The following is a 24,942-nucleotide window of genomic DNA, read 5'->3' as shown; positions in this document are numbered from 1 at the left end:
TTGGTTTAATTATTCACAACGTTTATCCATGTCACCGCCGAGATTAACTCTGTTGCCGGAATTGTTATACTTGAGGGCTGTTCAGGAGAGCGATAACGATAACAAGGACACCTATGCACAAACTCATTGTACTCATACTGGGATTGCTGATGCTGCCAGCCTCAACGCTGGCGGCGTCGGTGAACTACCGTCTGGCCATCACTCAGCCTCAGCACCACCTGGCCGAGGTGGAGGTGCAGTTTCCCCAGACCGACCACGATACCCTGATGATCAAGATGCCCAACTGGCGCAGCGGCCGTTATCAGTTGTTGCCTCTGGCCGACGGTGTACGCCGGCTGCAGGTGACCGATGCCCAGGGCCAGCCTCTCGAATGGCAGAAGGTGGCCAGGGGCAGCTGGCGGGTCGCCCTGACCGCCCCGACCCGGGTGACAGTGCGCTACCAGCTGTATGCCAATGAACTGGGAGACCGCTCCCGCCATATCGATGACAGCCACGGCTTCCTGGATGCGTCCGGGGTATTTATGTATAGCCCCGAGTTTCGAGACCAGCCGCTGCGGGTTGAGCTGAGTGTGCCCGAGGCGTGGCGCAGTGTCTCCGGCATGGACAGCCCGGCCCCTCACCAGTTTGTGGCCGATAACTACGACGTGCTGGTGGACAGCCCAATCGAAACTGGCGTGCATCAGTCGGTCTCTTTTGCGCTTGATGGTCGTGACTATCAGGTGTTGTTTTGGGGTGAGGGCAACTACGACGTTGACGCCATCGTCGAGGACTTGCGGCGACTGGTGGCCGAGGGGGCGGCGCTGTGGGGCGGCTACCCTTATGAGCGTTACGTGTTTATGATTCACGCCACCAGTGGTGCCCGCGGCGCCACCGAACACCTGAACTCGACGGTGATCCAGCGCACCCGCAACAGTTTCAGGAAGCGGGAACAGTATCTGCCGTTTATCGCCACCGCCTCCCACGAATTTGTGCACACCTGGAACGTCAAAGCTTATCGGCCGGCGGGGCTGACGCCCTATGATTACCAGCAGGAGAACTACACCCGGCTGTTGTGGCTGGCGGAGGGCTCCACCAGCTATTTTCAGAACCAGTTGCTGCTCAGGGCCGGGGTGATCACCGTCGAGGAGTTCTTGCAGGACGTTGCCCGTCGCATCGAACGCAGTGAAGCAACGCCGGGACGGCAGTGGCAGAGTGTGGCGGAGGCCAGTTTCAACGAGTGGATTGCCACTGGTGGGGATTACGCCCGTAACCACAGCGTCAATATCTATTCGGAAGGCTACCTGGCTTCCTGGGCCCTGGATCTGGCCATCATCGATCGCACCGACGCCGATAAGAGTTATCGGGATCTGCACCGCTACTTGTATCAGAACCATCGCCTGCCTGACGGGTTTACCGAGCAGGACGTTAAAGATGGCTTACGTTTGCTGACCGGCACTAGCTTTGAGCCCTGGTGGCAGCAGGCCATCGACAGCCCCAATGTACTGGATTTTGATGCCATGCTGGCTCAGGTGGGGTTGCAACGAAAGGGCTCGGACCAAGACGAGGTGGCGGAGCTGGGTCTTAAGGTTAACGAAGATCAGGGGTTGGCGACCGTGACCCACGTGCGCCGAGATGGTCCCGCCTGGCAGGCGGGCCTGACCACCGAGGATCGGGTGGTCGCCATCAACGGCATGAGGGTGCCTGCGTCCCAGTGGCAGGATCGGTTGGCAGAGCTGCCGCTGGATGTGCCGGTGTCGCTGACGCTGTTTCGTCGTGACCGGCTAATGACGCTGTCCCTGACGCCTGAGCGACGGCACCCGGGCAAACTGGTGTTGGAAGCACAAGCCGACGTCAGTCCTGCCCAGAAGGCGGCGTTTCGTGCCTGGGCCGGCATCGACTGGCCCTATTAACCGGCCTCTCCACCAACAAAAAGGGCAAGCCGATGGCTTGCCCTTATTCGCGAGTGGAGTGAATCAGCTGTCCTGCTGCTCCTGTCCGCCGAGGGCGGCAAACAGGTCTGGTAGGAATCCGGTCAGTTCACCGCACATCAGCGCAAAGTCGGCATCCAGACGGGCAGCCAACTCCTCTTTTTCAAACTCGCTGTTCTGGTCGCGAATCTCTTCACTGAACTTCAGGCGCTTAACCGACAGGTCACTTTGCAGTACCAGCGACAGCACATCCCGGTACTCCAGTGCCACCTTAGTCACTTCCATTCCTTGCTGGATGTGAGCGGCCACCTCGTCACTGTCCAGGGCCAACTGTTTCAGGGCCACGCTGCCGCCATCTTCCAGCGGACTTTTCAGTGTCGCCTCGTCCAGCAGGGTGAAACCTTCGCCGACGTGGTTCTTGGTGACCCACTCGGTCATCTTCTCTTCCGGCAGGGCGGTCATGCTGACCGGAGCGATGGGCAATGAGCCGATGGCTTTGCGCAGCAGGCTCAGCAGCTCTTCCGCCTTGTTGTGGCTGGTGGCTTCGACCACCACCAACTGCAGTGGTGCCAGCACCAGGGCGCGGGTGCGGCTCTTGCGGCTGAAAGCCCGCGGCAGCAGGGTATGAACGATCTCATCCTTGATGCCGTCTTTCTCTTTCTTGGTGACCTTGCGGCCCTGTTCGTCTTCGATGAGGCTGACTTTCTGCTCCATCTCCTCGCGAATCACCGATGCCGGCAACATCTTTTCTTCTTTCTCGATGGCCAGAAGCAGGTTGCCCTGAGCAGAATGCACCAGGCTTTCCCCGACCTTGCCCAGAGGTTTAACGAAGCCCAGTTTGCTGATGTCCTGGCTGCCCGCCGGCGTGAAGATAAAGGGCTCCAACTGCTTTTCCAGCGCGTCGGCATCCCACTCCACCGGCTTGGTGAGACGGTAGAGAAGCAAATTTTTAAACCACATGGTGTTGTCCTGTTTCAGGCGGGTTGGATGGCTGGGCAGTGTATTGAGTTCTGATTCGAGTGGCAACCCAAAGCCGGGTTCCCGACGGAGTCGATTGCGCGAGTTCGCCGCGAACCCCATTCGTTAAAACGTTAAATGCTGTTAAAACACGCAATAAAACTGTCACATCTCGCTGGCACACTGCGGCCAATTAAAAAGTAAATCCTACCTTTAAAGGAAACCTGAGATGAACCTGATTAAACCCTCTGTCGTTGCCGTCGTGATCGCGGCTGTTCTGCCAATGACCGCAGCTGCCGCTGATCCTGTGACCGTTTACGGTAAGCTGAACGTCTCTGTCGATGCGTTCGATGTCGATGGTGACAGCAGCACCGGCGTTCATTCCAACGCCTCTCGCCTGGGAGTCAAGGGGGCGTTTGAACTGAGCGCCGATCTGGAAGCGTTCTACACCATCGAGTATGAAGTCAACACCAGCGCCGATGATAAGGACAACTTTGAAGCCCGCAACCAGTTTGTCGGCCTGCGCGGGGCCTTCGGTGAGGTTGCTGTGGGCCGCAATGACACCATGCTGAAGCAGTCTCAGGGCAAGGTGGATCTGTTCGGTGACCTGCAGGGCGACATCAAGAACCTGTTCAAGGGTGAAAACCGCATGGAGCAGACGGTGACTTACCTGTCGCCCACGTTTGCCGGGATTAAGTTTGGTGCCACCTACGTTGCCGAAGAATCCGGTAGCCAGAAGAACGATGATGATGGTTTCTCCGTCGCCGCCATGTACGGCGATGCCAAGCTGAAGAAGTCGGCCATCTACGCCTCCGTTGCCTACGACACCGACGTCAAGGGCTTCGACAGCATTTTGCGGGCCACGGTTCAGGGTAAGATCGGTGACTTGAAGCTGGGCGCCATGTACCAGGATCAGGAGGAAGCGGGTAAAGACAGCACAGATGGCTTTATGGTCAGCGCCGGCTACCAGTTGTCAGCGGTAATCCTGAAGGCTCAGTACCAGGACATGGATACCAAGGGGGAAGCGATCTCCGCCGGGGTCGACTACAAACTGGGTAAGCCAACCAAGCTGTTTGCTTACTACACCCAGCGCGACCTGGAGTCGTCCAGCAGTGCGGATGACTACTTTGGCATCGGTCTTGAGCACAAGTTCTAACGATGACGCCGCTAGCAGTGTAACGCACTAAAAAGGGGCCTTAAGGCCCCTTTTTTATTGAATCTGGCTGTCACATGGTCATATTTCTGTCATATGATTGACCCATAATCACCTCAGTTTTTTCAGAGGAAGGACAGTGAAGGAAATGACTGCCCGCATCTTAATTGTTGAAGATGAATCTGCCATTCGTGACATGCTGACCTTTGTGTTAGACCAACATGGCTTTCAGACTGTCAGTGCCGAGGATTTTGAACAGGGAGTTCAGAAACTGGCCGAACCCTACCCGGACCTGGTGTTGCTGGACTGGATGTTGCCTGGCGGCAGCGGAATCCAGCTGGCCAAACAGATACGCGGTCAGGATCACACCCGCCAGATCCCCATCATCATGCTGACCGCTCGCGGTGAGGAGGAGGATCGGGTTCGTGGTCTGGAAGTGGGGGCCGACGATTACATCACTAAACCCTTTTCTCCCAAGGAGTTGGTGGCTCGAATCAAGGCGGTGCTCAGGCGCAGCGCACCCACCCGGCTGGAAGAGGTGATCGAGGTGCGGGGTCTGAAGCTGGATCCGGTCAGCCACCGGGTCAGCGTCGATGAAAGCCTGCTGGATATGGGGCCGACCGAGTTCCGGTTATTGCACTTCTTTATGACTCACCCGGAGCGGGTCTACAGCCGTGAACAGCTGTTGGACAACGTCTGGGGAACCAACGTGTACGTGGAAGATCGCACCGTCGATGTGCACATTCGACGCCTGCGCAAGGCGATACAGCTTAATGGTCACGACAGTCTGATTCAGACCGTTCGTGGCGCCGGCTACCGGTTTTCTACCAAGGTGTAGCGGGTTCCCGTAGAGATTGACCCATTGCGACGGTAGCGCTAGCTTCGAGGCAATGGGTTTTTTCGTTTCAGGACGCGTCACTCAACAAGGCTATCGACTGAATGTTTGAAGAGTATTCTGGCTACCGACTTGCCGGCCGTCTGGCTATCTGGTTCTCATTGTGGGGCCTGCTGGGGCTGCTGCTGGATCAGCTCACCCTGCTGCTGCTGATTGGTACCTGGGTATTGCTGGGCTACCACTATCGCCACCTGTCGCGACTGGCGCACTGGTTGTGGAAAGATCGCCGCCTGACGCCGCCTCATGGCAGCGGCAGCTGGGAGCCGATTTTCAATGGCATCTATCGCCTGCAGGGTAAAAACCGCCGCCGTCGTTCGCAGCTGGCGCGGCTGTTGTCCCGTTTCCGTGAGGGGGCGGAAGCCCTTCCCGATGCGGCGGTGGTGATGGGGCACGAGGGGCAGATCGCCTGGTGCAACAAACTGGCGGAGCTGCACCTGGGCATCCACTGGCCTCAGGATGCGGGTCAGCGCATCGACAACCTGATCCGTTATCCGGCATTTTCTACCTACCTGCACAGCAACCACTATGACGACCCCATCGAGATGGCCTCGTCGGCGTCCGAGTCCAGGCTGCTGGAGATTCGGATTATGGCCTACGGCGATAATCAGAAACTGTTGCTGGCCCGGGATGTCACCCGGCTGCGGCAACTGGAGGCGATGCGCAGGGACTTCGTTGCCAATGTCTCCCATGAACTGAAGACCCCGTTGACCGTGCTGCAGGGTTACTTAGAGATGATGGCCATGTCGCCGGCCATGGACGCCAAGCAGGTGTCGGCGATGACCGATCAGACTCAGAGAATGAAGAGCCTGGTGGACCAGTTATTGACGCTGTCCAAGATTGAGGTTTCCACCCAGGTGGATCCGGAGCACCGCATCGACATGACCGAGGTCCTCAACCAGGTCCATGGCGAGGCGCAGGCGCTCTCTGCCGGTAAGCATCAGCTGGTGTTGAATATTGAGCCTGGGCTACACATGTACGGGGATGAGCTGCAGATTCGAAGTGCCTGTGCCAACCTGGTTCAGAACGCCGTGCATTATTCACCGGCGGGCACCGAGGTTCGCATCAGCTGGCAACGTGTGGGGGACGTGGGGCGGTTTGAAGTTCAGGACTGCGGTGACGGCATCGCCCTGGAGCACATCCCCCGACTGACGGAGCGGTTCTACCGAGTCGATCGTGCTCGCTCCCGCCAGACCGGTGGCAGTGGCCTCGGGCTTGCTATTGTTAAACATGCCCTCAGTCACCACAACAGTCAGCTGGATATTCGTAGCACCGTGGGCAAGGGCAGTACCTTTGGGTTTTCCATTCCTGCCAACCTGATTGTGGTTCAGCAGACTGAACAGGCATGAGTGTCATCTATGGGTCATGTCGCAGTCACATAAGTGTCATCTTTGCGGTCAATACTGGCAGCCGTCAACGAAACCTGATTACGAAAAATACTGGAGTAATCCAAATGAAAATCAAACAACTTGCTAGTGCACTGGGCTTTGCCGCTGCAACCCTTTTCGCTTCTGCTACCTCAGCTGCCATCGACCCGGCTCTGGCAACTTACCAAAAGACCAGTGGTGTCTCTGGTAATTTTTCCTCTGTTGGTTCCGATACTCTGGCTAACATGATGACCCTGTGGGCGGAAGAGTTTAAGCGCCTGTATCCAAACGTGAATCCACAGATTCAGGCGGCCGGTTCCTCTACTGCGCCGCCGGCACTGACCGAAGGCACCTCTCAGTTTGGTCCCATGAGCCGCAAGATGAAGCCCAACGAAGAGGAAGCGTTCGTTAAGCGCTTCGGTTATAAGCCGACACCGGTACGGGTGGCCATTGACGCCCTGGCGGTGTTTGTCCATAAGGACAACCCGATTGACGGTTTGACCATCAAGCAGGTCGACGGCATCTTCTCTTCCACCCGTAAGTGTGGCGGCAGCGATGTTACCCGTTGGGGTGACCTGGGTCTGAGTGCCAGCTGGTCAGGCAAAGACGTGCAGCTGTACGGCCGTAACTCAGTGTCCGGTACTTACGGTTACTTTAAGAAAAAAGCCCTGTGTAAAGGGGACTTCAAGGCCAGCGTTAACGAGCAGCCAGGTTCTGCCTCGGTGGTACAGTCGGTGTCCACCAGCCTCAATGCCATCGGTTACTCCGGTATCGGCTATAAGACTGCCGGTGTGAAAGCGGTACCCCTGTCCAAGAAGGGCGGCAAGTTCATCGATGCGACCACAGCCAACGCCGCCAACGGCACTTACCCGCTGAGCCGTTACCTGTACGTGTACGTGAACAAGCACCCCAATAAAGACCTGGATCCGATGACTCAGGAGTTTCTGAAGTTTGTACTGTCCAAGCAGGGCCAGACCATTGTTGACAAAGACGGTTATGTGCCACTGCCTAAGGTGGTGATTGCTAAGGACATGGCTAAGCTGGGTATCAACCTGTAAGCCACTGCGCTAGCGAATGAAAAACCCGCCACTCGGCGGGTTTTTTGTGTCTGTGGCTGGCGCGGTTGCGGCGATGACCCAAGGGCTCAGGAAGCCAGTCTCATTGCCACTGTAACTGCCAGCCCAACTCTTTCAGATGCAGTTGCTCCTGCTCCAGATCCGCCACCAGCAGGTCGTCGCCCGACAGTTGTTCGCTGAAGGTCAGAGTCAGGGTGTTATCTTGCTGCTGCAATTGTGGCAGGGTGATGTGATGACGTCGGCCCAGATGGAGCATGATCGACAGCCTCAGGGCGATCAGCAGTGGCCAAAGCTGGCTGTTGTTGAGCATCTGCAGCTGCGGAGACTGGCAACCGCTGAGCTTTTTTCGCTGCCAGCGAACCAGGAAAGCCAGCAGTTGCTGCTCTTCGGTGTTAAAGCCAGACAGGTTGGCATTGCTGAGAATGTACTCGCCGTGTTTATGGATGCCGCGGTAGTTTACCTGCAGGCCGATTTCATGCACGGCGGCGGCGTAATCCAGCCACAGGGCCAGCCGTTTTTTGTTGTTGCTGAATTGTCGGTACAACTGCTGGGCGCTGGCCTGAATCCGAACGCTGTGATGAGTATCCAGTTGGTAACGCTGCTGCAGGGATTGGATGGTTCTGGCCTGAATGTTCAGATGAACATCCTGGTTTGCCAGTTCACTCAATACCCCTTCCCGTAAGGCAAACTCGCTGAACTGCATCTGTTCAATATCAAGCTGCCTGAAACAGGCAATCAGGATGGCCAAGCCGGACGGCAGCACTTTTCGCCGCAGCTCCGCCAGTTGTTCGAACGGCAGTTGATCGACGTGATCGTGTTCGCCAATGGTGCGTGCCAGTTGCAGCAGCGCTTTTAGGCTGATGGGGGCGCTGAGGTCGCCGTCATTGAGCAGCAAGGCGATGGCCTTAATGGTGCCGGAACAGCCGATGGCAGCCTCAAACCCGGTATGAAGGTACCGTTGCTGCAGCAACTCCAGTTGCTGCTCGGCCGCCAGAATGGCTTTTTTCATCCGCTTTGAGGACAGCTTGCCTTCGCCGAAGAAGCGAGATTGAAAGCTGACGCAGCCCATGGACAGGCTTTCCAGCTGGACCGGGGTGTGGCCCTGGCCAATGACCAGTTCGGTGCTGCCTCCGCCGATGTCAATGACCAGCGTCGGGGTGGCGATGATCTGGTTTTGGCTGACGCCCTGATAGATCAGGCGTGCCTCTTCCCGACCCGGGATCACCTCGATAGGGTGATCCAAGATGGCACGGGCCTGCTCGATAAACTGGTAGCGGTTGGGCGCCTGGCGCAGGGCATAGGTGGCGACAATGCGAATCTGGTCGAAGTGCATCTCGCTGAGTCGCTGACTGAACTGCTTCAGGCATTCCAGGCCGCGTTCCATGGCTTCGGGGCTGAGGTTACCGCTGTTATCGGTATTTTCCGCCAGCTGTACCCGCTGTTTGAGACGGTGCATCGGTTGAATGTCACCGGCAATCACCCGGGCGATGCCGAGGTGAAAGCTGTTTGAGCCGAGATCGATGGCCGCCAGGATGCGGCCGTTGCCACTGTCTATTTTCTGTTCCATAGGCTGGGAGTCTTAAGAGTCAGTCTTTTTTCATAGTCGAAAAGGTAATCATAGATGGCAATCTGAGATCGGATTTTTTTACGGTTGCCGCGTTTCACATAGTGGTTTTGCTGCGCCTTATCCAGGATGCGTGCCTTGGTGGTGTCTTTGAACTGCAGGTTCAGAATATCGATAATCTGTTGTTTCAGTTGCGGCTGATAGATGGGGCAACCCACCTCAATGCGTTTGTCGATGTTGCGGGTCATCCAGTCGGCGCTGGAGAGGAACACCTTGGGGTCGCCGCTGTTATTGAACACCATGATGCGAGGGTGTTCGAGGAAGCGATCCACCACCGAGATGGCGGTAATATTCTCCGACACCCCTTTGATGCCCGGCTGCAGTGAGCACATGCCGCGAATGATCAGTCGGATTTTGACGCCATTGCGAGAGGCGTCATACAGGCGTTTGATCAGCCCCTTGTCTGCTAGGTTATTGATTTTAAGCGTAATGCCTGAGGGCTTGCCCGCCAGCTGATTCTGAATTTCACGATCAATCAGGCTGTACAGCTTGCGACGGGCGTCATTCGGCGACACCAGCAGGTGATTGAACTTGAACTTCTTGTAGCTGTGTTCAATGAACTCAAACACGTTGTCCACCTCGCTGCAAATCTCCTCATGACAGGTGAACAGGGCAAAATCGGTATAGATCTTAGCCGTCTTTTCGTGGAAGTTGCCGGTGCCGATGTGGGCGTAGTGCTTGAGTTGCCCCTGTTCCAGTCGTTTGATCAGGATAAGCTTGGAGTGAATTTTCAGGGTCGGGATACCAAAGTTGATGCGTACGCCGTGATCGGTCAGGAACTTGGCCCACTCGATGTTGGCCTCTTCGTCGAAGCGCGCTTGCAGTTCCACCACCACTGAGACCTCTTTGCCGTTTTTTACCGCTTCGATCAACGAATGGACGATCTGGGAGTGCTTGGCCACCCGGTAGATGTTGATCTTGATGGATCGCACCGCCGGATCGAAGGCGGCCTGACGCAGCATTTCGGTCACATGGTTAAAGGTATGGTAGGGGTAATAAAGCAGGATGTCGCCGGCGCGAATCGCCTCGAAGGTGTTGGCATATTCACTGAACTGGCGACTGCGCATCGGGGCAATCCTGGGGTTTTCCAGGTAGGCTCGGCCGGGATTGGGAAAGCCGATAAAGTCGCGGAAGCAGTGGTAGCGACCACCGGGAATCATCGAGTCGACGCCGGCAATACTGAGGTTATCCTGCAGCATCTCCAGCATGTGCCTGGGCATGTCCCTATCGTAGACAAAACTGACGGGCTCGGCGGTCAGTCGCTGTTTCAGCCCGGACGACATCTTTTCCAGCAGGCTCATCTCAATCTCATCGGACAGGTCGTACTCGGCGTCCCGGGTCAGCTTGATGGAAAAGCACTCGACCGTATCGAAGTCAAAAAAGCCGGTAAACACCTCTTCCAGGCAATGGCGAATAATGTTGTCCAGCAGTATCAGAGTCTTACGTTTTTTGCTGCCCTCTGCCGGTAGCTGCACGAACCGGGGAACCTGCAGGGTGGGGACTTCGATCAGGCAGTAGGTGATTCGCTCGCCTTTGCGGATACCGGCCACCAGGTAGGTGGTTCCGTCGTTGAGGCTGCGGGCCAACTCGGTATGTTCATCGACGATCAACGGCACGATGTGGCGGCGAATCCGTTCACGGAAATGACGCTTGAGCCACTTTCCCTGCTCCGGACTGAGTTGCTTCTCGTTAACCAGGAAAATGTTGCGCCGGGCCAGGTCGTGGATCAGTTGCCGGTAGATGTCATCAAACTTGGTTTGCAGCGCCAGCACCTTGGCATTGATGGCCGCCAGCAGGGCTCGAGCGCCCTCGCCGCCGCCCTTAGATTCGTCGATAAGGATCTGGCGGCGCACGTCGGCCACCCGTACCCGGAAGAATTCATCCTGGTTATTGGAATAGATGCCAAGAAAACGCACCCGCTCGATCACGGGCACGCTGGGGTCGGCCGCTTCCTGCAGCACCCGCTCGTTAAAGGCGAGCCAACTGAGCTCTTTGTCGGTATAGGGAAAATGGGATTGCGCAGACATCGTTTCTGTCCCTTTTATTGAGTGTGCGCAGCATTCTCTGTCAGAAAAGTGTCATCGATATGAAATGTCAGATACTTTTGCTGGATTTTAGCTAATGCGTTGGTACTCCACCATCAGATCATCACCCAGAGTAAACAGAGATTGCTCCATGCGATCCAGTTGCTCCTCATCCTGTGCGGTTAACAGGATATTGAGACGAAACAGCGGCACTCCGGTGTGATTGGCAGTGTCCAGATCGCTCTCGAGTTGGTCGATGTTGGCCCGGTGACCACGGATGATTTCGGTGACACTGGCAACGATGCCGGGCCGGTCGTTGCCAATCACTTCCAGGTGGAACTGCAGGCTTGGGGTGACCTTAGGGGTGACCCGCTGCAGCTCGATGTTGAGGCCGCGTATGGTGCCCAACTGCTGTTTCAAGGCCTGGAGGTTGGCGGCGGGCAGTTCCAGCTCGATGATGCCGGCATAGCGGTCACCGATGCGGCGCAGGCTGGCGTCGAGCCAGTTGGCCTGGTTGTCTTGAATGGCCTGGGCCAGAGTTTCGGTAATACCCGGGTAATCCTCGCCGATTACACTCAAAATCCACTTTTCCATACAGGCTCCTAAAACGAATTATGAAGGTCGGTGTAACACAAGTGTCATACAACAGACATATACTCCACACCAATTCAAAAACGACTGCTCCCACTTGTTAGAGGATATTGATGGAACAGACGATTGCTGACAAATACCGTGCGAGCCATCGGCGCCTGATAAAGGACCGGCTTGCGAGATACGGTGTCACCGCGGGCGGCATCATGGTGCTGATCGCCCTGTTGCTGATCTTTTTCTATCTGCTCTACGTGGTAGCGCCGGTATTTAAAGGGGCCAGCCTGACCCCGGGGTTTACCACCACCTTATCGGGTACCGAATCGACGGTGCAGCTGGGTACCGATGAGCAGCGTGAATACCTTTACCGTATCACGTCTTCTGGGGATGTTCAGTTTTTTTCATTAACATCCAATAACATGGATTCGACCTTGTCGATCCCCACGGCGCCCGGCATTCGCGCGACCGGGTTTTCCCGCAGCAACCCGTCGGAGCGCAGCGCAGCCCTGGCGTTTGATGACGGCAGTGTCTGGGTGGTTCAACCGGATTTTGCCATCAGCTACCCCAATGATGTTCGCACCGTGACTCCGCAGCTGCGTTATCCCCTTGGGGCCGAGGCATTGCAACTGAGTGACGGCAAGGCCATCGATCAGTTGGTGTTTGCCGCCGGCGATGAAGGCAGCACCTTTATCTGGAGCGACACCGATTCCAATGATCTGGTGCTGACCCGCATGAGTGCCGACGTCGATTTTTTGACCGACGAAGTGGTGTGGGCCCGAAACGATTATCCTCTGCCGGGTTCATCGGAGCGCATCGACAAGCTGCTGCTGACTCCGGACCAGGCACGCTTGTTTATTCTGGCCGGTAACCGGGTAACGGTACTGAACGTTGAGGACGGCGATGCCCCCTACATCGAGCAGGTGCTGGAAGCGGCGGAAGCCGGTGCCCGCATCAGCGATATTGAATTGTTGGCCGGCGCCAGTTCGTTGATGGTGGCCAATGACAACGGTGTGATCTCCCAGTGGTTTCAGGTGGCTGGCAAAGAGGGTCGTCGCTTCGAGCGCATTCGTGAATTCGCTACCGGTGTTGACACGCCCAGCCTGGCCTCGGAGTTTTTCCGCAAGAGTTTTGTCGCCGGCACCAGCGACGGTCAAGTACAGCTGTTTTACACCACCAGCGAGAACAAGCTGCTGACCGAACGCTTCGGTGACACGGCGGTGACCATGATGGCGTTTTCGCCTCGTGGCAATGGATTGGCTATTCAGTCTGGCAATCAGTTGCAGTTCGCCGATCTCGACAATGCCCACCCGGAGGTGTCCTGGAGTGCGTTGTGGCAGAAAGTCTGGTACGAGGGTTACCCCGAGCCAGCTTATGTGTGGCAGTCCACGTCCGGGTCTGATGACTTCGAAGCCAAGCTGAGCCTGATGCCTCTGGCCTTCGGCACCCTGAAGGCGGCGTTGTACGCCATGCTGTTCGCCACGCCTCTGGCACTGGCCGGTGCGGTGTATACCGCCTACTTCATGTCCGGCCGAGTGCGCAGCATTGTCAAGCCCACCATTGAGATCATGGAAGCCCTGCCAACGGTAATTTTGGGTTTTCTGGCGGGCTTGTGGCTGGCGCCGTTGGTGGAGGACAACCTGCCGGGCATCTTTATGTTGATGCTGTCGTTGCCGCTGTCGGTGTTGCTGGCGGCGCTGATTTGGCACTCGCTGCCACGTAACATTCAAAGCTCCCGCTGGGGTGAGCTACGCGAACTGATGCTGGTGCCGTTGCTGGTGCTGGTGGGCTGGGGCGCGATGTCGCTGAGTCCGGTGGTAGAGACCCTGTTGATGGACGGCGATGCCCGTCGCTTCGTGACCAATGAGCTGGGCATCACTTTTGACCAACGAAATGCCCTGGTTGTGGGCATTGCCATGGGGTTTGCGGTGATTCCGACCATCTTCTCCATTGCCGAAGACGCGGTGTTCTCAGTGCCCAGGCATCTGGTGAATGGTTCGCTGGCACTGGGGGCCACCACCTGGCAGACCCTGACCCGAGTGGTGATGTTGACGGCCAGTCCGGGCATCTTCTCGGCGGTGATGATGGGAGTGGGCCGCGCCGTGGGGGAAACCATGATCGTGCTGATGGCCACGGGCAATACCCCGCTGATGGAGTGGAACCTGTTTGAGGGGATGCGCACCCTGTCCGCCAACATCGCCGTTGAGATGCCGGAATCGGCCATCGGCAGCTCGCATTATCGGGTACTGTTCCTGACGGCCTTCGTGCTCTTCATTTTCACCTTTATGTTCAACACGTTGGCCGAGTTTGTCCGTCAGCGGTTGCGTGATAAGTACAGCACCCTGTAATGGAAGGGAATAAGACAATGGGTAAGTGGTTTAAATCGGGCTCTCCCTGGATTTGGATGACGGCGGGTGCCGTGAGCCTAAGCTTGATTGCGGTGCTGGGGTTGTTGTTGATGATCGCCTGGAAGGGGCTGGTGTATTTCTGGCCTTCACCGGTGTATCAGTTCGATCTTCAGGTGAACAATGGTCAGGTCGAGCGGGTCATCGGCGAGATCTACGACAGAGAACAGGTGCCCGTAGAGCGGTTGCAGCAGTCGGGTATTGAACTCGAAGTCGAGGGGGAGTTCATCACTCGCTACCTGGTGAAGACCGGCAACCGTGAGTATGTGCCACTGGATTTTCGCTGGATCATCGAGCCGACCATTCAGTCGCAGACGCTGCCAGACGACATCGCCGTGTTCGAACGTAACAAGAATGGCAACTTCTACGGCTATCCGGTCGAGCTGATCTTTGATGGCAAACGCTACGACGGTGAGGCGCTGAAGCCCCAACTGGCCCTGGCCATTGAAAAGACCGCCGAGCTGCATGAGCAGGCAGAAGAGTTGCAGAAGGTCGACATCGGTCGCATCAACTACCAACTGGAGCGCTTGCGCCTGGATGAGCGCAAACTGGAGCTGAACCATCAGTTGACGGCACAGGCGCTGGCGGAACTCGATGCCAAGCGTACCGCCTTGAATCAGGACTACCTGGTGCTGGAGAAGCGGCTGTTTGATCTGCGTGACCAGGCGGCCGAGGACGCCATCGTGGTGCGGGACATGCGCGGAGAGCGGGTGACTCTGCCGATGGACAGCGTGCTGGATGTGGCCTATCCGAATCAGCTGGGTCTGATGGGCAAGGTGGGTCACTGGTTTCACGCCATCGGCAAGTTCATCAGTGATGACCCTCGGGAAGCCAACACCGAAGGCGGGGTGTTCCCGGCCATCTTTGGCACCGTGTTCATGGTGCTGCTGATGGCGGTGATTGTGACGCCATTTGGTGTCGTCGCCGCGGTGTATTTGCATGAGTACGCAGCCAAGAACGGCCTGACCCGGCTGATTCGTATCGCGGTGATCAACCTCGCCGGGGTACCCTCGATTGTCTACGGCGTGTTTGGTCTGGGGTTCTTCGTTTACATGGTGGGCGGTTCGCTGGATGAGCTGTTCTATCCGGAAGCGTTGCCGAACCCGACCTTTGGCACGCCCGGGGTGATCTGGTCGGCACTGACTCTGGCAATTCTGACGTTGCCGGTGGTGATTGTGTCGACCGAGGAGGGCCTGTCCCGAATCCCCAGCAGTGTTCGCCACGGCTCATTGGCGCTGGGTGCCACCAAGGCCGAGACTCTGTGGCGGATTGTTCTTCCCATGGCCAGCCCGGCGATCATGACCGGTTTGATTCTGGCGGTGGCTCGCGCCGCCGGTGAAGTGGCACCGCTGATGTTGGTGGGGGTGGTCAAACTGGCCTCGACCCTGCCGGTGGATGGCAACTGGCCATATGTCCACCTTGATCGTAAATTTATGCATCTGGGCTTTCACATCTACGATGTGGGTTTCCAGAGCCCGAACGTGGAAGCGGCGCGGCCGCTGGTGTACGCCACCTCGTTCCTGCTGGTCAGTGTCATTGTGGCACTGAACCTGACTGCCATCGGGGTGCGAAATCACCTGCGTGAAAAATTCCGTTCCCTGGAACACTAAGCCGAGAGAATGACCATGATTGCAATTGAAGCCTTGAACAAATCCTCGGCGCCGCTGGATCTGAAACAGCTGTCGCCTGAGATGACTGCCTTCGACATCGACAACCTGAACCTGTATTACGGCGACAAACAGGCGCTGTCGGGCATCACCATGAAGATTCCGCGAAACCAGGTTACCGCCTTTATTGGCCCGTCAGGCTGTGGTAAATCCACCCTGCTGCGTTGCTTGAACCGCATGAACGACTTGGTGGACAGCTGCCGGGTCGACGGCCAGATCCTGCTGAACAATGATGACATCTACGGTAAGCATGTGGATGTGGCGTCGCTGCGTCGCAATGTGGGCATGGTGTTCCAGCGTCCCAACCCGTTTCCCAAATCCATCTATGAAAACGTGGTTTATGGCCTGCGTCTGCAGGGCATCAACAACCGCCGGGATCTGGATGAAGCGGTGGAGCGTTCGCTGAAGGGCGCCGCCCTGTGGGACGAGGTCAAAGACCGACTCCATGACAACGCTTTTGGGCTGTCAGGGGGGCAGCAGCAACGACTGGTGATTGCCCGCGCCATCGCCATTCAGCCGGAAGTGCTGTTGCTGGATGAGCCGACCTCGGCCCTGGACCCCATCTCCACCCTGACCATTGAGGAGCTGATTCATACCCTCAAAGATCAGTTTACCGTGGTGATCGTGACTCACAACATGCAGCAGGCGGCGCGGGTCTCGGATCAGACTGCGTTTATGTACATGGGGGAATTGATCGAGTACGCCGACACCAATACCCTGTTTACCACTCCAGCGAAGAAGAAGACCGAAGATTACATCACCGGTCGTTACGGATAAGGATTGTAGGCAATGGATAACAATAACTTGGGAAAACACATCTCCGGCCAGTTCAATCTGGAGCTGGAGGATGTCCGCAGCCAAGTGATGGCCATGGGCGGCTTGCTGGAGCAGCAGCTCAATGACGCGCTGCACTCCCTGCAAACCGGGGATCAGGATCTGGCTAAGAAGGTGATGGCCACGGACCGCAAGATCAATGCCATGGAAGTCGCCATCGATGAGGAGTGTACTCGCATCATCGCCAAGCGTCAGCCGGCGGCGTCGGACCTGCGTCTGGTACTGGCCATCTCCAAGACCACCGCCGACCTGGAGCGCATCGGTGATGCCTGTGTGCGGGTGGGGCGCACGGTGCTGGAGACCAAGGGCGGCAGCCGTAAAGGTACGCTGGTGTCCATGGAAGCCATGGGCCGGCATGCGGCGCGAATGCTGCACGAAACCCTGGATGCCTTTGCTCGCATGGATGTGGATGCGGCGTTCCGCATTCACAAGGAAGACGTTAAGGTCGACGGCGAGTACGAAGCGGTGATTCGCCAGCTGATGACCTTCATGATGGAAGATCCCCGCTCGATCCCCGGCATTCTCGATGTGTTGTGGGCGGCCCGGGCTTTGGAGCGCATCGGCGATCGTTGCCAGAACATCTGTGAGTACGTCATCTATTTTGTCAAAGGCAAAGACGTGCGCCATATGGACACCGACGACATGGAAGATCTGCTGCGTTAAGGTGTGATGCGGATGAAAAACCGGGCCTGGCCCGGTTTTTTTGTGCCTTCAAAGCGGCTTTTAGCTCATCAGTTTGCTAGCCATTGGCTGAGAGGGAACAGCGCCGCGTGGCGGGAAGTCACTCTTCGCCGACCTCTGCGGACTTACAGTGCTGGCTCCAGTTGGCCCAGATGACGCCAGTGGTTGATCACCGCTTCGGCAATGGTGATCTGCAGCTCCAGTGGCGGCTCGGGCAGGTGGGCCAGTGGGTAGTAACCTTCTTTGCCGGCAGCGGTATAACCGGTAGAGACGCCGGTGTATTGCCGCTGGGCGTCGACATCGACCCAGTGTCCCTGATGGCGGCACTGCAGCTGCACAATGCGCTGGCCCATGTCGGCCTCGGCATCGTAGCGGAATCTTAGCCCCCAGACGTAGGGGTAGCTGCCGGTACCAGTGCCGACCACACCGTTATTGAGGGCATTGTTGATGGCCGACTCCAGGGTGGCTCTTAAGGCATCGCCGCTCACCTGGTATTTGACGATGCCAATGGCAAAGGGCGCCAGGGTGCCGGCGACCCAGCCGGCGCTGATCGGCCCTTGATTGACGGAGGCGCGGGTGCCGCCGGCGTTGTGCAGGCCGAAGTCCACCTGGTGTCCCAACTGCCTGGCCTGCCAGCGCATGGCTCTGGCCAGCAGCGGTGCCACCTGGCTGCCCCCTTGATCATCCGGAATTCGAAGGTGGCGCAGGGGCTGCTGAGTCCGGGCAATGATCTGTTGTTCAAATTCCAGCAGGGCTGGCTTGTAGTGTTGCTGCAACAGAGTTTGAAGGGCTGGGTCGTTGTCGGCCAGGGTGACGTTGGTTTGTTGGCTCAGGTAGGCGAGGGCTTGCTCTGTTTGTGCTGGTGGCAAAGGGTGACGGCCCTCGGCGTCGGTGCTGAGGGTCTGCCCCACCAGCAGGGCATTGCCACCATCGACGCGTCTGAGGGTGCCGTCTGCGTCCAGATCCAGCTGCAACTGCCCAAGAAACAAGGCGTTGCTGCCAGCCTGAACCACGGCGGTATTGTTGATGACCACGGCGTAGTGATCCCGGCCGCCGAGCCCCAGGTTCTGAAAGTCACCTTGCAGTACGTGGGTGTGGCCGCCGATGATGGCGGCGACGCCATCCAGTTGCTCGGCCAGCTGCAGATCCCGATCGTAGCCCAGATGGCTGAGAATGATGATCTTATTGATGCCCGCATGTTCGATGGCGTCGATGGTGGCGCGGGCGACGTCCAGGCAAGGATGAAACTGGGTGTCGTTGTCGGCACAGGCCAGCTCATGCATGTTATCCAGTGTCAGCCCGAACAGGGCCACCGGTTCGCCATCCAGGTGTTTAACCAGGTAACGGCCCCGCTGTTGCCCTGGATCGTAATCCAACAGGTTGCTGAGGCCACGCATCGGTGACGTTTTGTCGGTGCGTTCCTGGCTGAGATCCATGTTGGCCGCCAATACCGGAAACTGCAAACCTTGGATAAAGGTCGACAGCATCGGGTTGCCGAGGTCGAACTCGTGATTGCCCAGTACCATGGCATCCAGATCCAACTGGTTGTTAAGGATGGCATTCAGTCGACCCTTGTAGTGAGAAAAATACAGCGAACCCTGAAAGCAGTCACCGGCGTGCAGCGCCAGTAACTGGCGACCGGTCTGGCGGGCATCCGCCCTGGCTTGATTCAGCGCACTCGACAGTCGGGGATAACCGCCACAAGGGGCGTGTACCTGACCCAGGGTTGGCAACGTCAGGGCCAGGGTGGTCGGATCAAACTGGGAGTGGGTGTCGTTGATGTGGGCGAGGGTCAGGCGCAGGGGGCGGTGGCTGGACATGGTACTCCTAGGCGGCGCCGGAAGGCGCGGGTCGTGAACCGAGTAATTATACTCCGAATCCGCTCAGGAGCGAGGCCGGCAAGGGGAATTTTTTGTTATCGATGGCACCGGACAGGGCTGGTGTTTGCCGATGACGCTGGCTATAATTCCGCTCCAGATTTCGGGGGAGTAGTCGCTCTGCGCTAAAGCAGGGGGCAGTGTCAACATCCTCAGCCTGTCGGCTTGGCACTGTCGGCGTAATCCACTATCAGGTGGCATTACGGATTGATGAGACTCGAACAGCTCAACTCCGGCGAGGGCAGGGGGCGAGGTGTTCGTGTGCGTTGCCCTCGGAGTGTCTTTATTGTGTCTTCTCTGTTGTTACCCCTGATGGCCGTAATCGGTGGCTTTGCTGTGCTGACCGTGAGTGCCGATCGCCTGATTGGCGCCGCGGCGACCCTGGCCAAACACATGGGGCTGTCCATCGTCTTTATTGGCATGACCATTGTCGCCTTTGGTACCTCGGCGCCGGAGCTGTTGGTCAGTGCGGTGGCGGCACTCAATGGCGCCGAAGGGCTGTCGGTGGGCAATGCCATCGGCTCCAACATCATCAATACCGGTTTAGTGCTGGGAATCTGTGCCTTGATCACGCCATTGATGGTCAGTCGTCAATTCCTAAAACGTGAGTTTCCCATACTGGCGGCGGTGGTGCTGTTTGCCTACCTGTTGCTGTGGAATGGCTACCTGGGTTGGCCTCAGGGGCTGGCGTTGCTGGCGGGCATGGTGGCTTACGGTATCTACCTGGGTCGAAGCCACAACAGCGACGATGAGGTGGATGTCGAGTTCCTGGCCATCGGCAAGCACCGGGCCATGATCGAAACCCTGTTGATGCTGGTGCTGCTGCTGGCCAGTTCCCAGGTGATGGTCTGGGGCAGTGTCGAGCTGGCGCGGGCGTTTGGCATCAGTGAGCTGGTGATTGGTCTGACGGTGATCGCCTTTGGCACCAGTCTGCCCGAGTTGGCGGCGGCCATCGCCGGCGTGCGCCGTGGCTTGTACGACATGACGCTGGCGACGGTGATCGGCTCAAACATCTTTAACCTGCTGGGCGTACTGGCTTTTCCCGGGCTGATTGGGGATGGGGTGACGTTGCCAGCGGAGGTGCTGGCTCGAGATCTGCCGGTGATGACCGCGTTGACGCTGGTGACCGGGGTGTTTTTCTATCTGGCCCGACTCAGTGGTGGCCGGGCGGCGGCGGTGCCCATGCACCGGATGGCCGGGGTGACCCTGCTGCTGGGCTTTGCCAGTTACATGGGGGTACTGGCCAGGGATGTTGGGGCCGCACTTTAATAGAATCGGTTAAAAAATATCGATTTCTAAGTGACTTAAACTTGGTCGTCGTGATGCTTATGGTATGCTCGAAGTTCAGACAATCTGGATTATGCCTGGCGGGCAAGGAGCAGCGCGATGAGAGGGATACAGTGGTTTGGCTTGGTGGCACTGGTGGTGCTGGGCGGGTGCAATAAGGCCCCTACCGGACAGCCGGCGCCACAGGCACCCAGTGTCGGAGTAACCACCATTGCCGAGGAGCCGGTCACCTACGGGGCCGAGTACGTCGGGCGCACTCAGGCCAGTGAGGATGTGACCATTCAGGCTCAGGTCTCTGGCCCGATGTTGAAACGTCACTTCGTCGAGGGAGACGAGGTCAAGCAGGGACAGTTGCTGTTTGAGATTGACCCCTCTCCCTATCTGGCCGAGCGCGGCCAACAACTGGCGCAACTGACCCAGGCCGAAGCCGCCCGCGACGTCGCCATCCTCAACTGGGAACGGGGTAAGCAACTGTTCCCCGATGGCATGATCTCCGCAAAGGACATGGATGCCCTGACTTCCGACAAACTGCAGACCGAAGCCCAGGTGGTGCAGGCCAAGTCGGCCCTGGAAGCCGCCGAGTTGCAACTGTCTTACACCAAGGTGACGGCCCCGATCGATGGTAAGATCTCCACCGCCTTGGTGTCTCAGGGTGATCTGGTTGACCCACAGCAAACCCTGGCGACCCTGGTGCGAGTCAATCCGTTCTGGGTGACATTCCAGGTCTCCTCCCGTGAACTTTCCAATGCCTATAAGGTGATTCGAACCAACCCGGATGCGCTGCCGCGGCTGGAGGAGCTGGTGCTGCACATTCGTCTGCCCAATGGCGATCAGTATGCCGAGCGGGGGGTGGTGGATTACGTGGCCAACCGGGTGGATGCTGCTACCGGCACCGTCGAAATGCGGGCCCAGTTCCCGAATCCGGATGACTTCGTGTTGCCGGGGATGTTTGTCACCGTGGTCATCGAAGCGCCGGAAACCGAGCAGGCACTGCTGGTGCCACAGGCGGCGGTGCAGCAGGATCAGCAGGGCCGTTATGTGTTTGTGATCGGTGCCGACAATAAGGCAGAGAAGCGGTTGGTGTCATTGGGGCAACAATTTGGCATCAAGTGGGAAGTCAAAGCCGGCCTGAATCCGGGCGACCGGGTGGTGACCGAAGGGTTGCAGAAGATTCGCCCCGGCGTCGAAGTGACCGCCACTGAGGCCACGGTACAACCCTTCGAGGCTGAAGGGCAGGAGGCGAAATGATCAGTCGCTTTTTTGTCTTCAGGCCCAAATTTGCCTTCGTTATCTCCATCGTCCTGACGCTGTCGGGATTGCTGTCGATTCCGCTACTGCCCATCGCCGAATTTCCGGAGGTCTCGCCGCCGCAGATTAATGTCACCACCAGCTTTGCCGGTGCCAGTGCCGAGGTGGTCAAAGACACCATTGCCCAGGTGATCGAAGCCGAGGTGAATGGGGTCGAGGACATGATCTACATGTCCTCCAAATCAGCCAATGACGGCAGTTACTCGCTGACGGTGACGTTTGAGGTGGGCACCGATGCCGATGATGCCCAGGTCAATGTTCAAAACCGGGTCCAGCAGGCGTTGCCGCGGCTGCCGGAGCAAGTAACCAAACAGGGGGTCAAGGTTAAGAAGCAGAGCCCGAACTTCCTGATGCTGGTGAACCTGGTTGCCCCCCAGGAAACCCTGGACTCGCTGTTTCTGACCAACTACGCCACCCTCAACATCAAGGATGTGCTGGCGCGTCAGGGCGGGGTCTCCGATGTACAGATCATCGGTGGCCTGGATTACGCCATGAGAATCTGGCTGGATCCCAGCAAGATGGCCAGTCTGGCGATCACCGCCAATGACGTCAGTAACGCCCTGCAGGAACAGAACATTCAGGTTCCGGCCGGGCGAATCGGCGCGGCGCCCATCTCCCGCGACCAACAGTTTCAGCTGAGCCTGCAAACCAAAGGGCGCCTGGTCGAGGTGGAAGAGTTCGAGCAGGTGGTGTTGCGCTCCAACGAAGACGGCTCCAAGGTGGTGATCGGTGACATTGCCCGGGTGGAGCTGGGCTCTCAGACCTACGACGCCCAGGGAAAGCTCAACAATAAACCCAGTGCCATTATCGCCGTGTACCAAAGCCCGGATGCCAATGCGTTGGAGGTGGCCACCTCGGTGCGCGAACAGATGGCGCTGCTGTCGCAATCCTTCCCTCAGGACATGGAATACAAGATCCTGTATGACACCACCGAGTTTGTGACCGTCTCCATCAAGGAGGTGGTGCAGACGCTGTTTATCTCCATCGCCCTGGTGATTGCGGTGGTGTATCTGTTCCTTCAGGATTTTCGTGCGACCTTGGTGCCCGGCATCGCCATTCCCGTCTCCCTGATCGGTACCTTTGTGTTCCTGCTGGTGGGGGGGATGACCATCAATACCATCTCGCTGTTTGCCTTGATTCTGGCCATCGGTATCGTGGTGGATGATGCCATTGTGGTGGTGGAGAACGTCAGTCGCATCATGGAAGAGGAGGGGCTGGACGCCAAGGCGGCCACCATCAAGGCGATGGAGGAGGTCACCGGTCCGGTGGTGGCTACCACCCTGGTGCTGTTGGCGGTATTTGCGCCCACGGCGGTGATGCCCGGTATCACCGGTCAGATGTACGCTCAGTTCTCGGTCACCATCTGCGTGGCGGTACTGATCTCTTCGGTGAACGCCCTGACTCTGTCGCCGGCCATTTGTGCCTCGGTACTGCGGGTGCCTCAGCCTAAGGTACAGGGCCCATTCGGGGTGTTTAACCGTTTCTTCGATCGCCTGACTCATGGTTACAGTGGCTGGGTCTCGGCGCTGATCCGCCGCAGTGCCATGGCGATGGTGGTGTTTGTCCTGGCCCTGGGGGCCACCGGCCTGTTGGGTAAAGTCTTGCCCAGCGGGTTTGTGCCCGCGGAGGACAAGAAATCCTTTATGGTGGACATACAACTGCCCAATGGTGCCTCGCTGAACCGTACCGAGGCCGCGATGGCGGAGCTGGTGGAACAGACCCTGCAAGTGCCTGGGGTCAGCAATGTCATCCATGCTTCCGGGTTTTCGGTACTCAGTGGCTCGGTGTCGTCCAACGGCGGATTGTTGGTGGTGACCCTGGATGACTGGTCGGAGCGAACCACACCCGAGCTCAGCGATAAGGCGATCATGGGTACCCTGCAGGGGGTGTATGCCGCCAATCCGTTGTTGCAGGCGATGGTGTTTGCCTTGCCGCCGCTGCCGGGCGTGGGCAACGTCGGTGGTTTTGAGTTTGTACTGCAGGACAACCAGGGCCGCAGTGCCGCCGAATTGGCGCAGGTGATGCGAGGACTGATCATCGAGGCCAATGGCCAGCCGGAGATCGCGGTTGCCTTCAGTAATTTCCGTGCCGATACGCCACAGTTGTTTGTGGACGTGGATCGCAACAAGGCCAAGGTGTTGGGGATCCCCCTCAGCGAAATATTTTCAACCCTGCAGACTCAGCTCGGCGGGAACTACGTGAACGACTTCAACCGCTTCGGTAAGGTGTTCCGGGTCATGCTGCAGGCCGAGGAGGAGTATCGAAACTCCGATCGTGACATCAGCCGTTTCTACGTCCGTACCGCCGCCGGTGACATGGTGCCGTTGTCGACCCTGGTTAAAGTGGAGCCGATTCTGGGACCTGAGGTGGTGAACCGCTATAACTTGTTTGGCTCAACCATCATCAACGGCATTCCGGCTCCGGGTTACAGTTCCGGTGAAGCGGTGGCGGCCATGGAGCGGGTGGCCGCCGGCAATCTGCCTGCCGGCTACAGTTTCAGTTGGACCGGCCAGACCTACCAGGAGATCAAAGCGGGCAACCTGGCGCCGTTGATCTTCAGCCTGGCGCTGGTGTTCACCTACCTGTTCCTGGTGGCACAGTACGAAAGCTGGACCATTCCGTTGGCGGTGATGCTGGCGGTGCCGGTGGCGATCCTGGGGGCCTTTACTTATGTGTGGCTGGCGGGGGCCGAGGTTAACCTCTATACCCAGATTGGTTTGGTGTTGCTGATTGGGTTGGCGTCGAAAAACGCCATTCTGATTGTTGAGTTTGCCAAACAGCAGCGAGAGGGGGGCGTCGGCATTGTCGAGTCCGCTGTCACCGCGGCCAGGATGCGGTTTAGGGCGGTATTGATGACGGCCTTCTCCTTTATTCTGGGGGTATTGCCCCTGGTGGTGGCCACCGGTGCCGGTGCCGAGAGTCGCAATAGCCTAGGTTATGCGGTGTTTGGTGGCATGTTGATGGCCGGGGTGGTCGGAACCCTGTTAGTACCGGTGTTCTATTACCTGTTGCAAACCATGAGAGAAAAGGTCAAAGGCAGGGTCACCAAGGCCGGTTAATGCCCCAGTTGCATTAGAATCGGTTCACAAAGCCGCAGACCCGGGTCTGCGGCTTTTTTGTGGCCAGGCCGAGCTTGGCGGTCGGGAGAGGGGGCGGTTTAGACGTTATCTTACGTCACACGCATTCAGATTTTTTGATGAAAGTCTCATCCATTCAAATTGACACTACCGAGCTTCAATGTTGGGGTGCCGGCCATTGCGATTGCTTATTTTCTTTTATTTTCAATGGCTTAGTTGCA

17 protein-coding genes are annotated in these 24,942 nt (G+C 57.7%); 12 read left to right on the top strand and 5 right to left on the bottom strand.

All coding sequences use genetic code 11. The features are described from left to right. Positions 1–113: 113 nt before the first annotated feature. Positions 114–1,889, top strand: a complete 1,776-nt coding sequence (locus H598_RS0117130) for a M61 family metallopeptidase (RefSeq protein WP_028114091.1) — start codon at positions 114–116, stop codon at positions 1,887–1,889. 63 nt (positions 1,890–1,952) lie between these two features. On the opposite strand, the gene rdgC is transcribed toward H598_RS0117130, so the two are convergent. Beyond that, the gene (gene rdgC, locus H598_RS0117125; RefSeq protein ID WP_028114090.1) at positions 1,953–2,867 is read right to left on the bottom strand and encodes a recombination-associated protein RdgC; all 915 of its coding nucleotides are present in this window, start codon (positions 2,865–2,867) and stop codon (positions 1,953–1,955) included. Positions 2,868–3,093: 226 nt separating this feature from the next. On the opposite strand from rdgC, the gene H598_RS0117120 reads away from it, so the two are divergent. The 4 genes from H598_RS0117120 to H598_RS0117105 all read left to right on the top strand — a co-directional run bounded on the left by H598_RS0117120 (position 3,094) and on the right by H598_RS0117105 (position 7,334). Further along, entirely contained in the window at positions 3,094–4,020 is a 927-nt protein-coding gene (locus H598_RS0117120; protein ID WP_028114089.1) for a porin, read from the top strand. A 145-nt stretch (positions 4,021–4,165) separates the two neighbouring features. Then, positions 4,166–4,855, top strand: a complete 690-nt coding sequence (phoB, locus tag H598_RS0117115; protein ID WP_028114088.1) for a phosphate regulon transcriptional regulator PhoB — start codon at positions 4,166–4,168, stop codon at positions 4,853–4,855. A gap of 101 nt (positions 4,856–4,956) precedes the next feature. Next, positions 4,957–6,258 carry a phosphate regulon sensor histidine kinase PhoR gene (gene phoR / locus H598_RS0117110; RefSeq protein ID WP_028114087.1) on the top strand — a complete coding sequence of 434 codons (1,302 nt, stop codon included), beginning with the start codon at positions 4,957–4,959 and terminating at the stop codon, positions 6,256–6,258. A gap of 104 nt (positions 6,259–6,362) precedes the next feature. Then, positions 6,363–7,334, top strand: coding sequence for a PstS family phosphate ABC transporter substrate-binding protein (locus H598_RS0117105; RefSeq protein ID WP_028114086.1), 972 nt, complete (start codon positions 6,363–6,365; stop codon positions 7,332–7,334). Positions 7,335–7,434: 100 nt separating this feature from the next. Here the strand turns inward: H598_RS0117105 and H598_RS0117100 are convergent, their stop codons facing one another. The 3 genes from H598_RS0117100 to H598_RS0117090 form a co-directional block, all read right to left on the bottom strand. Beyond that, on the bottom strand, positions 7,435–8,919 hold the full coding sequence (locus tag H598_RS0117100) for a Ppx/GppA phosphatase family protein (RefSeq protein WP_028114085.1): 1,485 nt from the start codon (positions 8,917–8,919) through the stop codon (positions 7,435–7,437). Next, the gene (gene ppk1 / locus H598_RS24805) at positions 8,904–11,003 is read right to left on the bottom strand and encodes a polyphosphate kinase 1 (RefSeq protein ID WP_051252822.1); all 2,100 of its coding nucleotides are present in this window, start codon (positions 11,001–11,003) and stop codon (positions 8,904–8,906) included. The genes H598_RS0117100 and ppk1 overlap by 16 nt, the downstream gene beginning before the upstream one ends. 87 nt (positions 11,004–11,090) lie before the next feature. Further along, a complete protein-coding gene (locus H598_RS0117090) occupies positions 11,091–11,594 on the bottom strand; it encodes a glycine cleavage system transcriptional repressor (RefSeq protein ID WP_028114084.1) in 504 nt (167 codons plus the stop codon). 110 nt (positions 11,595–11,704) lie between these two features. Here H598_RS0117090 and H598_RS0117085 point away from each other — a divergent pair, with 110 nt between their 5' ends. Genes H598_RS0117085 through phoU form a run of 4 tightly spaced genes read left to right on the top strand, consistent with a single transcriptional unit; the run spans position 11,705 to position 17,154 of the window. Beyond that, positions 11,705–13,933 carry an ABC transporter permease subunit gene (locus H598_RS0117085; protein WP_028114083.1) on the top strand — a complete coding sequence of 743 codons (2,229 nt, stop codon included), beginning with the start codon at positions 11,705–11,707 and terminating at the stop codon, positions 13,931–13,933. A 17-nt stretch (positions 13,934–13,950) separates the two neighbouring features. Beyond that, positions 13,951–15,600: a phosphate ABC transporter permease PstA gene (gene pstA, locus H598_RS0117080; RefSeq protein WP_028114082.1), complete on the top strand. Its 1,650-nt coding sequence runs from the start codon at positions 13,951–13,953 to the stop codon at positions 15,598–15,600. 15 nt (positions 15,601–15,615) lie between these two features. Beyond that, positions 15,616–16,434 (top strand): phosphate ABC transporter ATP-binding protein PstB, encoded by an 819-nt coding sequence (pstB, locus tag H598_RS0117075; RefSeq protein ID WP_028114081.1) that lies wholly within the window; start codon positions 15,616–15,618, stop codon positions 16,432–16,434. Between the two features lie 12 nt (positions 16,435–16,446). Next, complete coding sequence (gene phoU, locus H598_RS0117070) at positions 16,447–17,154, top strand: phosphate signaling complex protein PhoU (RefSeq protein ID WP_028114080.1); 708 nt, start codon at positions 16,447–16,449, stop codon at positions 17,152–17,154. A gap of 143 nt (positions 17,155–17,297) precedes the next feature. Here phoU and H598_RS24800 read toward each other — a convergent pair whose 3' ends face one another. Beyond that, the gene (locus tag H598_RS24800; RefSeq protein WP_051252821.1) at positions 17,298–18,992 is read right to left on the bottom strand and encodes a bifunctional metallophosphatase/5'-nucleotidase; all 1,695 of its coding nucleotides are present in this window, start codon (positions 18,990–18,992) and stop codon (positions 17,298–17,300) included. Between the two features lie 345 nt (positions 18,993–19,337). Between H598_RS24800 and H598_RS0117060 the strand changes: the two genes are divergently transcribed. The 3 genes from H598_RS0117060 (at position 19,338) to H598_RS0117050 (ending at position 24,703) form a co-directional block, all read left to right on the top strand. Continuing rightward, entirely contained in the window at positions 19,338–20,318 is a 981-nt protein-coding gene (locus H598_RS0117060; protein WP_028114079.1) for a calcium/sodium antiporter, read from the top strand. Positions 20,319–20,435: 117 nt separating this feature from the next. Further along, positions 20,436–21,584: an efflux RND transporter periplasmic adaptor subunit gene (locus tag H598_RS0117055; RefSeq protein WP_028114078.1), complete on the top strand. Its 1,149-nt coding sequence runs from the start codon at positions 20,436–20,438 to the stop codon at positions 21,582–21,584. Then, a complete protein-coding gene (locus H598_RS0117050) occupies positions 21,581–24,703 on the top strand; it encodes an efflux RND transporter permease subunit (RefSeq protein ID WP_028114077.1) in 3,123 nt (1,040 codons plus the stop codon). Before H598_RS0117055 ends, H598_RS0117050 begins: the two co-directional genes overlap by 4 nt. Positions 24,704–24,942: the final 239 nt, after the last annotated feature.

Source organism: Ferrimonas kyonanensis DSM 18153 (assembly GCF_000425405.1).
GTDB lineage: Bacteria > Pseudomonadota > Gammaproteobacteria > Enterobacterales > Shewanellaceae > Ferrimonas > Ferrimonas kyonanensis.
Note: the sequence above shows the minus strand (reverse complement) of the source record. Positions and strands in the feature narration are given on the sequence as shown.

Bases quoted from the DNA above. Each gene is read 5' to 3' on its own strand.
- H598_RS0117130 (WP_028114091.1), top strand. From the start codon at position 114: ATGCACAAACTCATTGTACTCATACTGGGATTGCTGATGCTGCCAGCC.
- rdgC (WP_028114090.1), bottom strand. From the start codon at position 2,867: ATGTGGTTTAAAAATTTGCTTCTCTACCGTCTCACCAAGCCGGTGGAG.
- H598_RS0117120 (WP_028114089.1), top strand. From the start codon at position 3,094: ATGAACCTGATTAAACCCTCTGTCGTTGCCGTCGTGATCGCGGCTGTT.
- phoB (WP_028114088.1), top strand. From the start codon at position 4,166: ATGACTGCCCGCATCTTAATTGTTGAAGATGAATCTGCCATTCGTGAC.
- phoR (WP_028114087.1), top strand. From the start codon at position 4,957: ATGTTTGAAGAGTATTCTGGCTACCGACTTGCCGGCCGTCTGGCTATC.
- H598_RS0117105 (WP_028114086.1), top strand. From the start codon at position 6,363: ATGAAAATCAAACAACTTGCTAGTGCACTGGGCTTTGCCGCTGCAACC.
- H598_RS0117100 (WP_028114085.1), bottom strand. From the start codon at position 8,919: ATGGAACAGAAAATAGACAGTGGCAACGGCCGCATCCTGGCGGCCATC.
- ppk1 (WP_051252822.1), bottom strand. From the start codon at position 11,003: ATGTCTGCGCAATCCCATTTTCCCTATACCGACAAAGAGCTCAGTTGG.
- H598_RS0117090 (WP_028114084.1), bottom strand. From the start codon at position 11,594: ATGGAAAAGTGGATTTTGAGTGTAATCGGCGAGGATTACCCGGGTATT.
- H598_RS0117085 (WP_028114083.1), top strand. From the start codon at position 11,705: ATGGAACAGACGATTGCTGACAAATACCGTGCGAGCCATCGGCGCCTG.
- pstA (WP_028114082.1), top strand. From the start codon at position 13,951: ATGGGTAAGTGGTTTAAATCGGGCTCTCCCTGGATTTGGATGACGGCG.
- pstB (WP_028114081.1), top strand. From the start codon at position 15,616: ATGATTGCAATTGAAGCCTTGAACAAATCCTCGGCGCCGCTGGATCTG.
- phoU (WP_028114080.1), top strand. From the start codon at position 16,447: ATGGATAACAATAACTTGGGAAAACACATCTCCGGCCAGTTCAATCTG.
- H598_RS24800 (WP_051252821.1), bottom strand. From the start codon at position 18,992: ATGTCCAGCCACCGCCCCCTGCGCCTGACCCTCGCCCACATCAACGAC.
- H598_RS0117055 (WP_028114078.1), top strand. From the start codon at position 20,436: ATGAGAGGGATACAGTGGTTTGGCTTGGTGGCACTGGTGGTGCTGGGC.
- H598_RS0117050 (WP_028114077.1), top strand. From the start codon at position 21,581: ATGATCAGTCGCTTTTTTGTCTTCAGGCCCAAATTTGCCTTCGTTATC.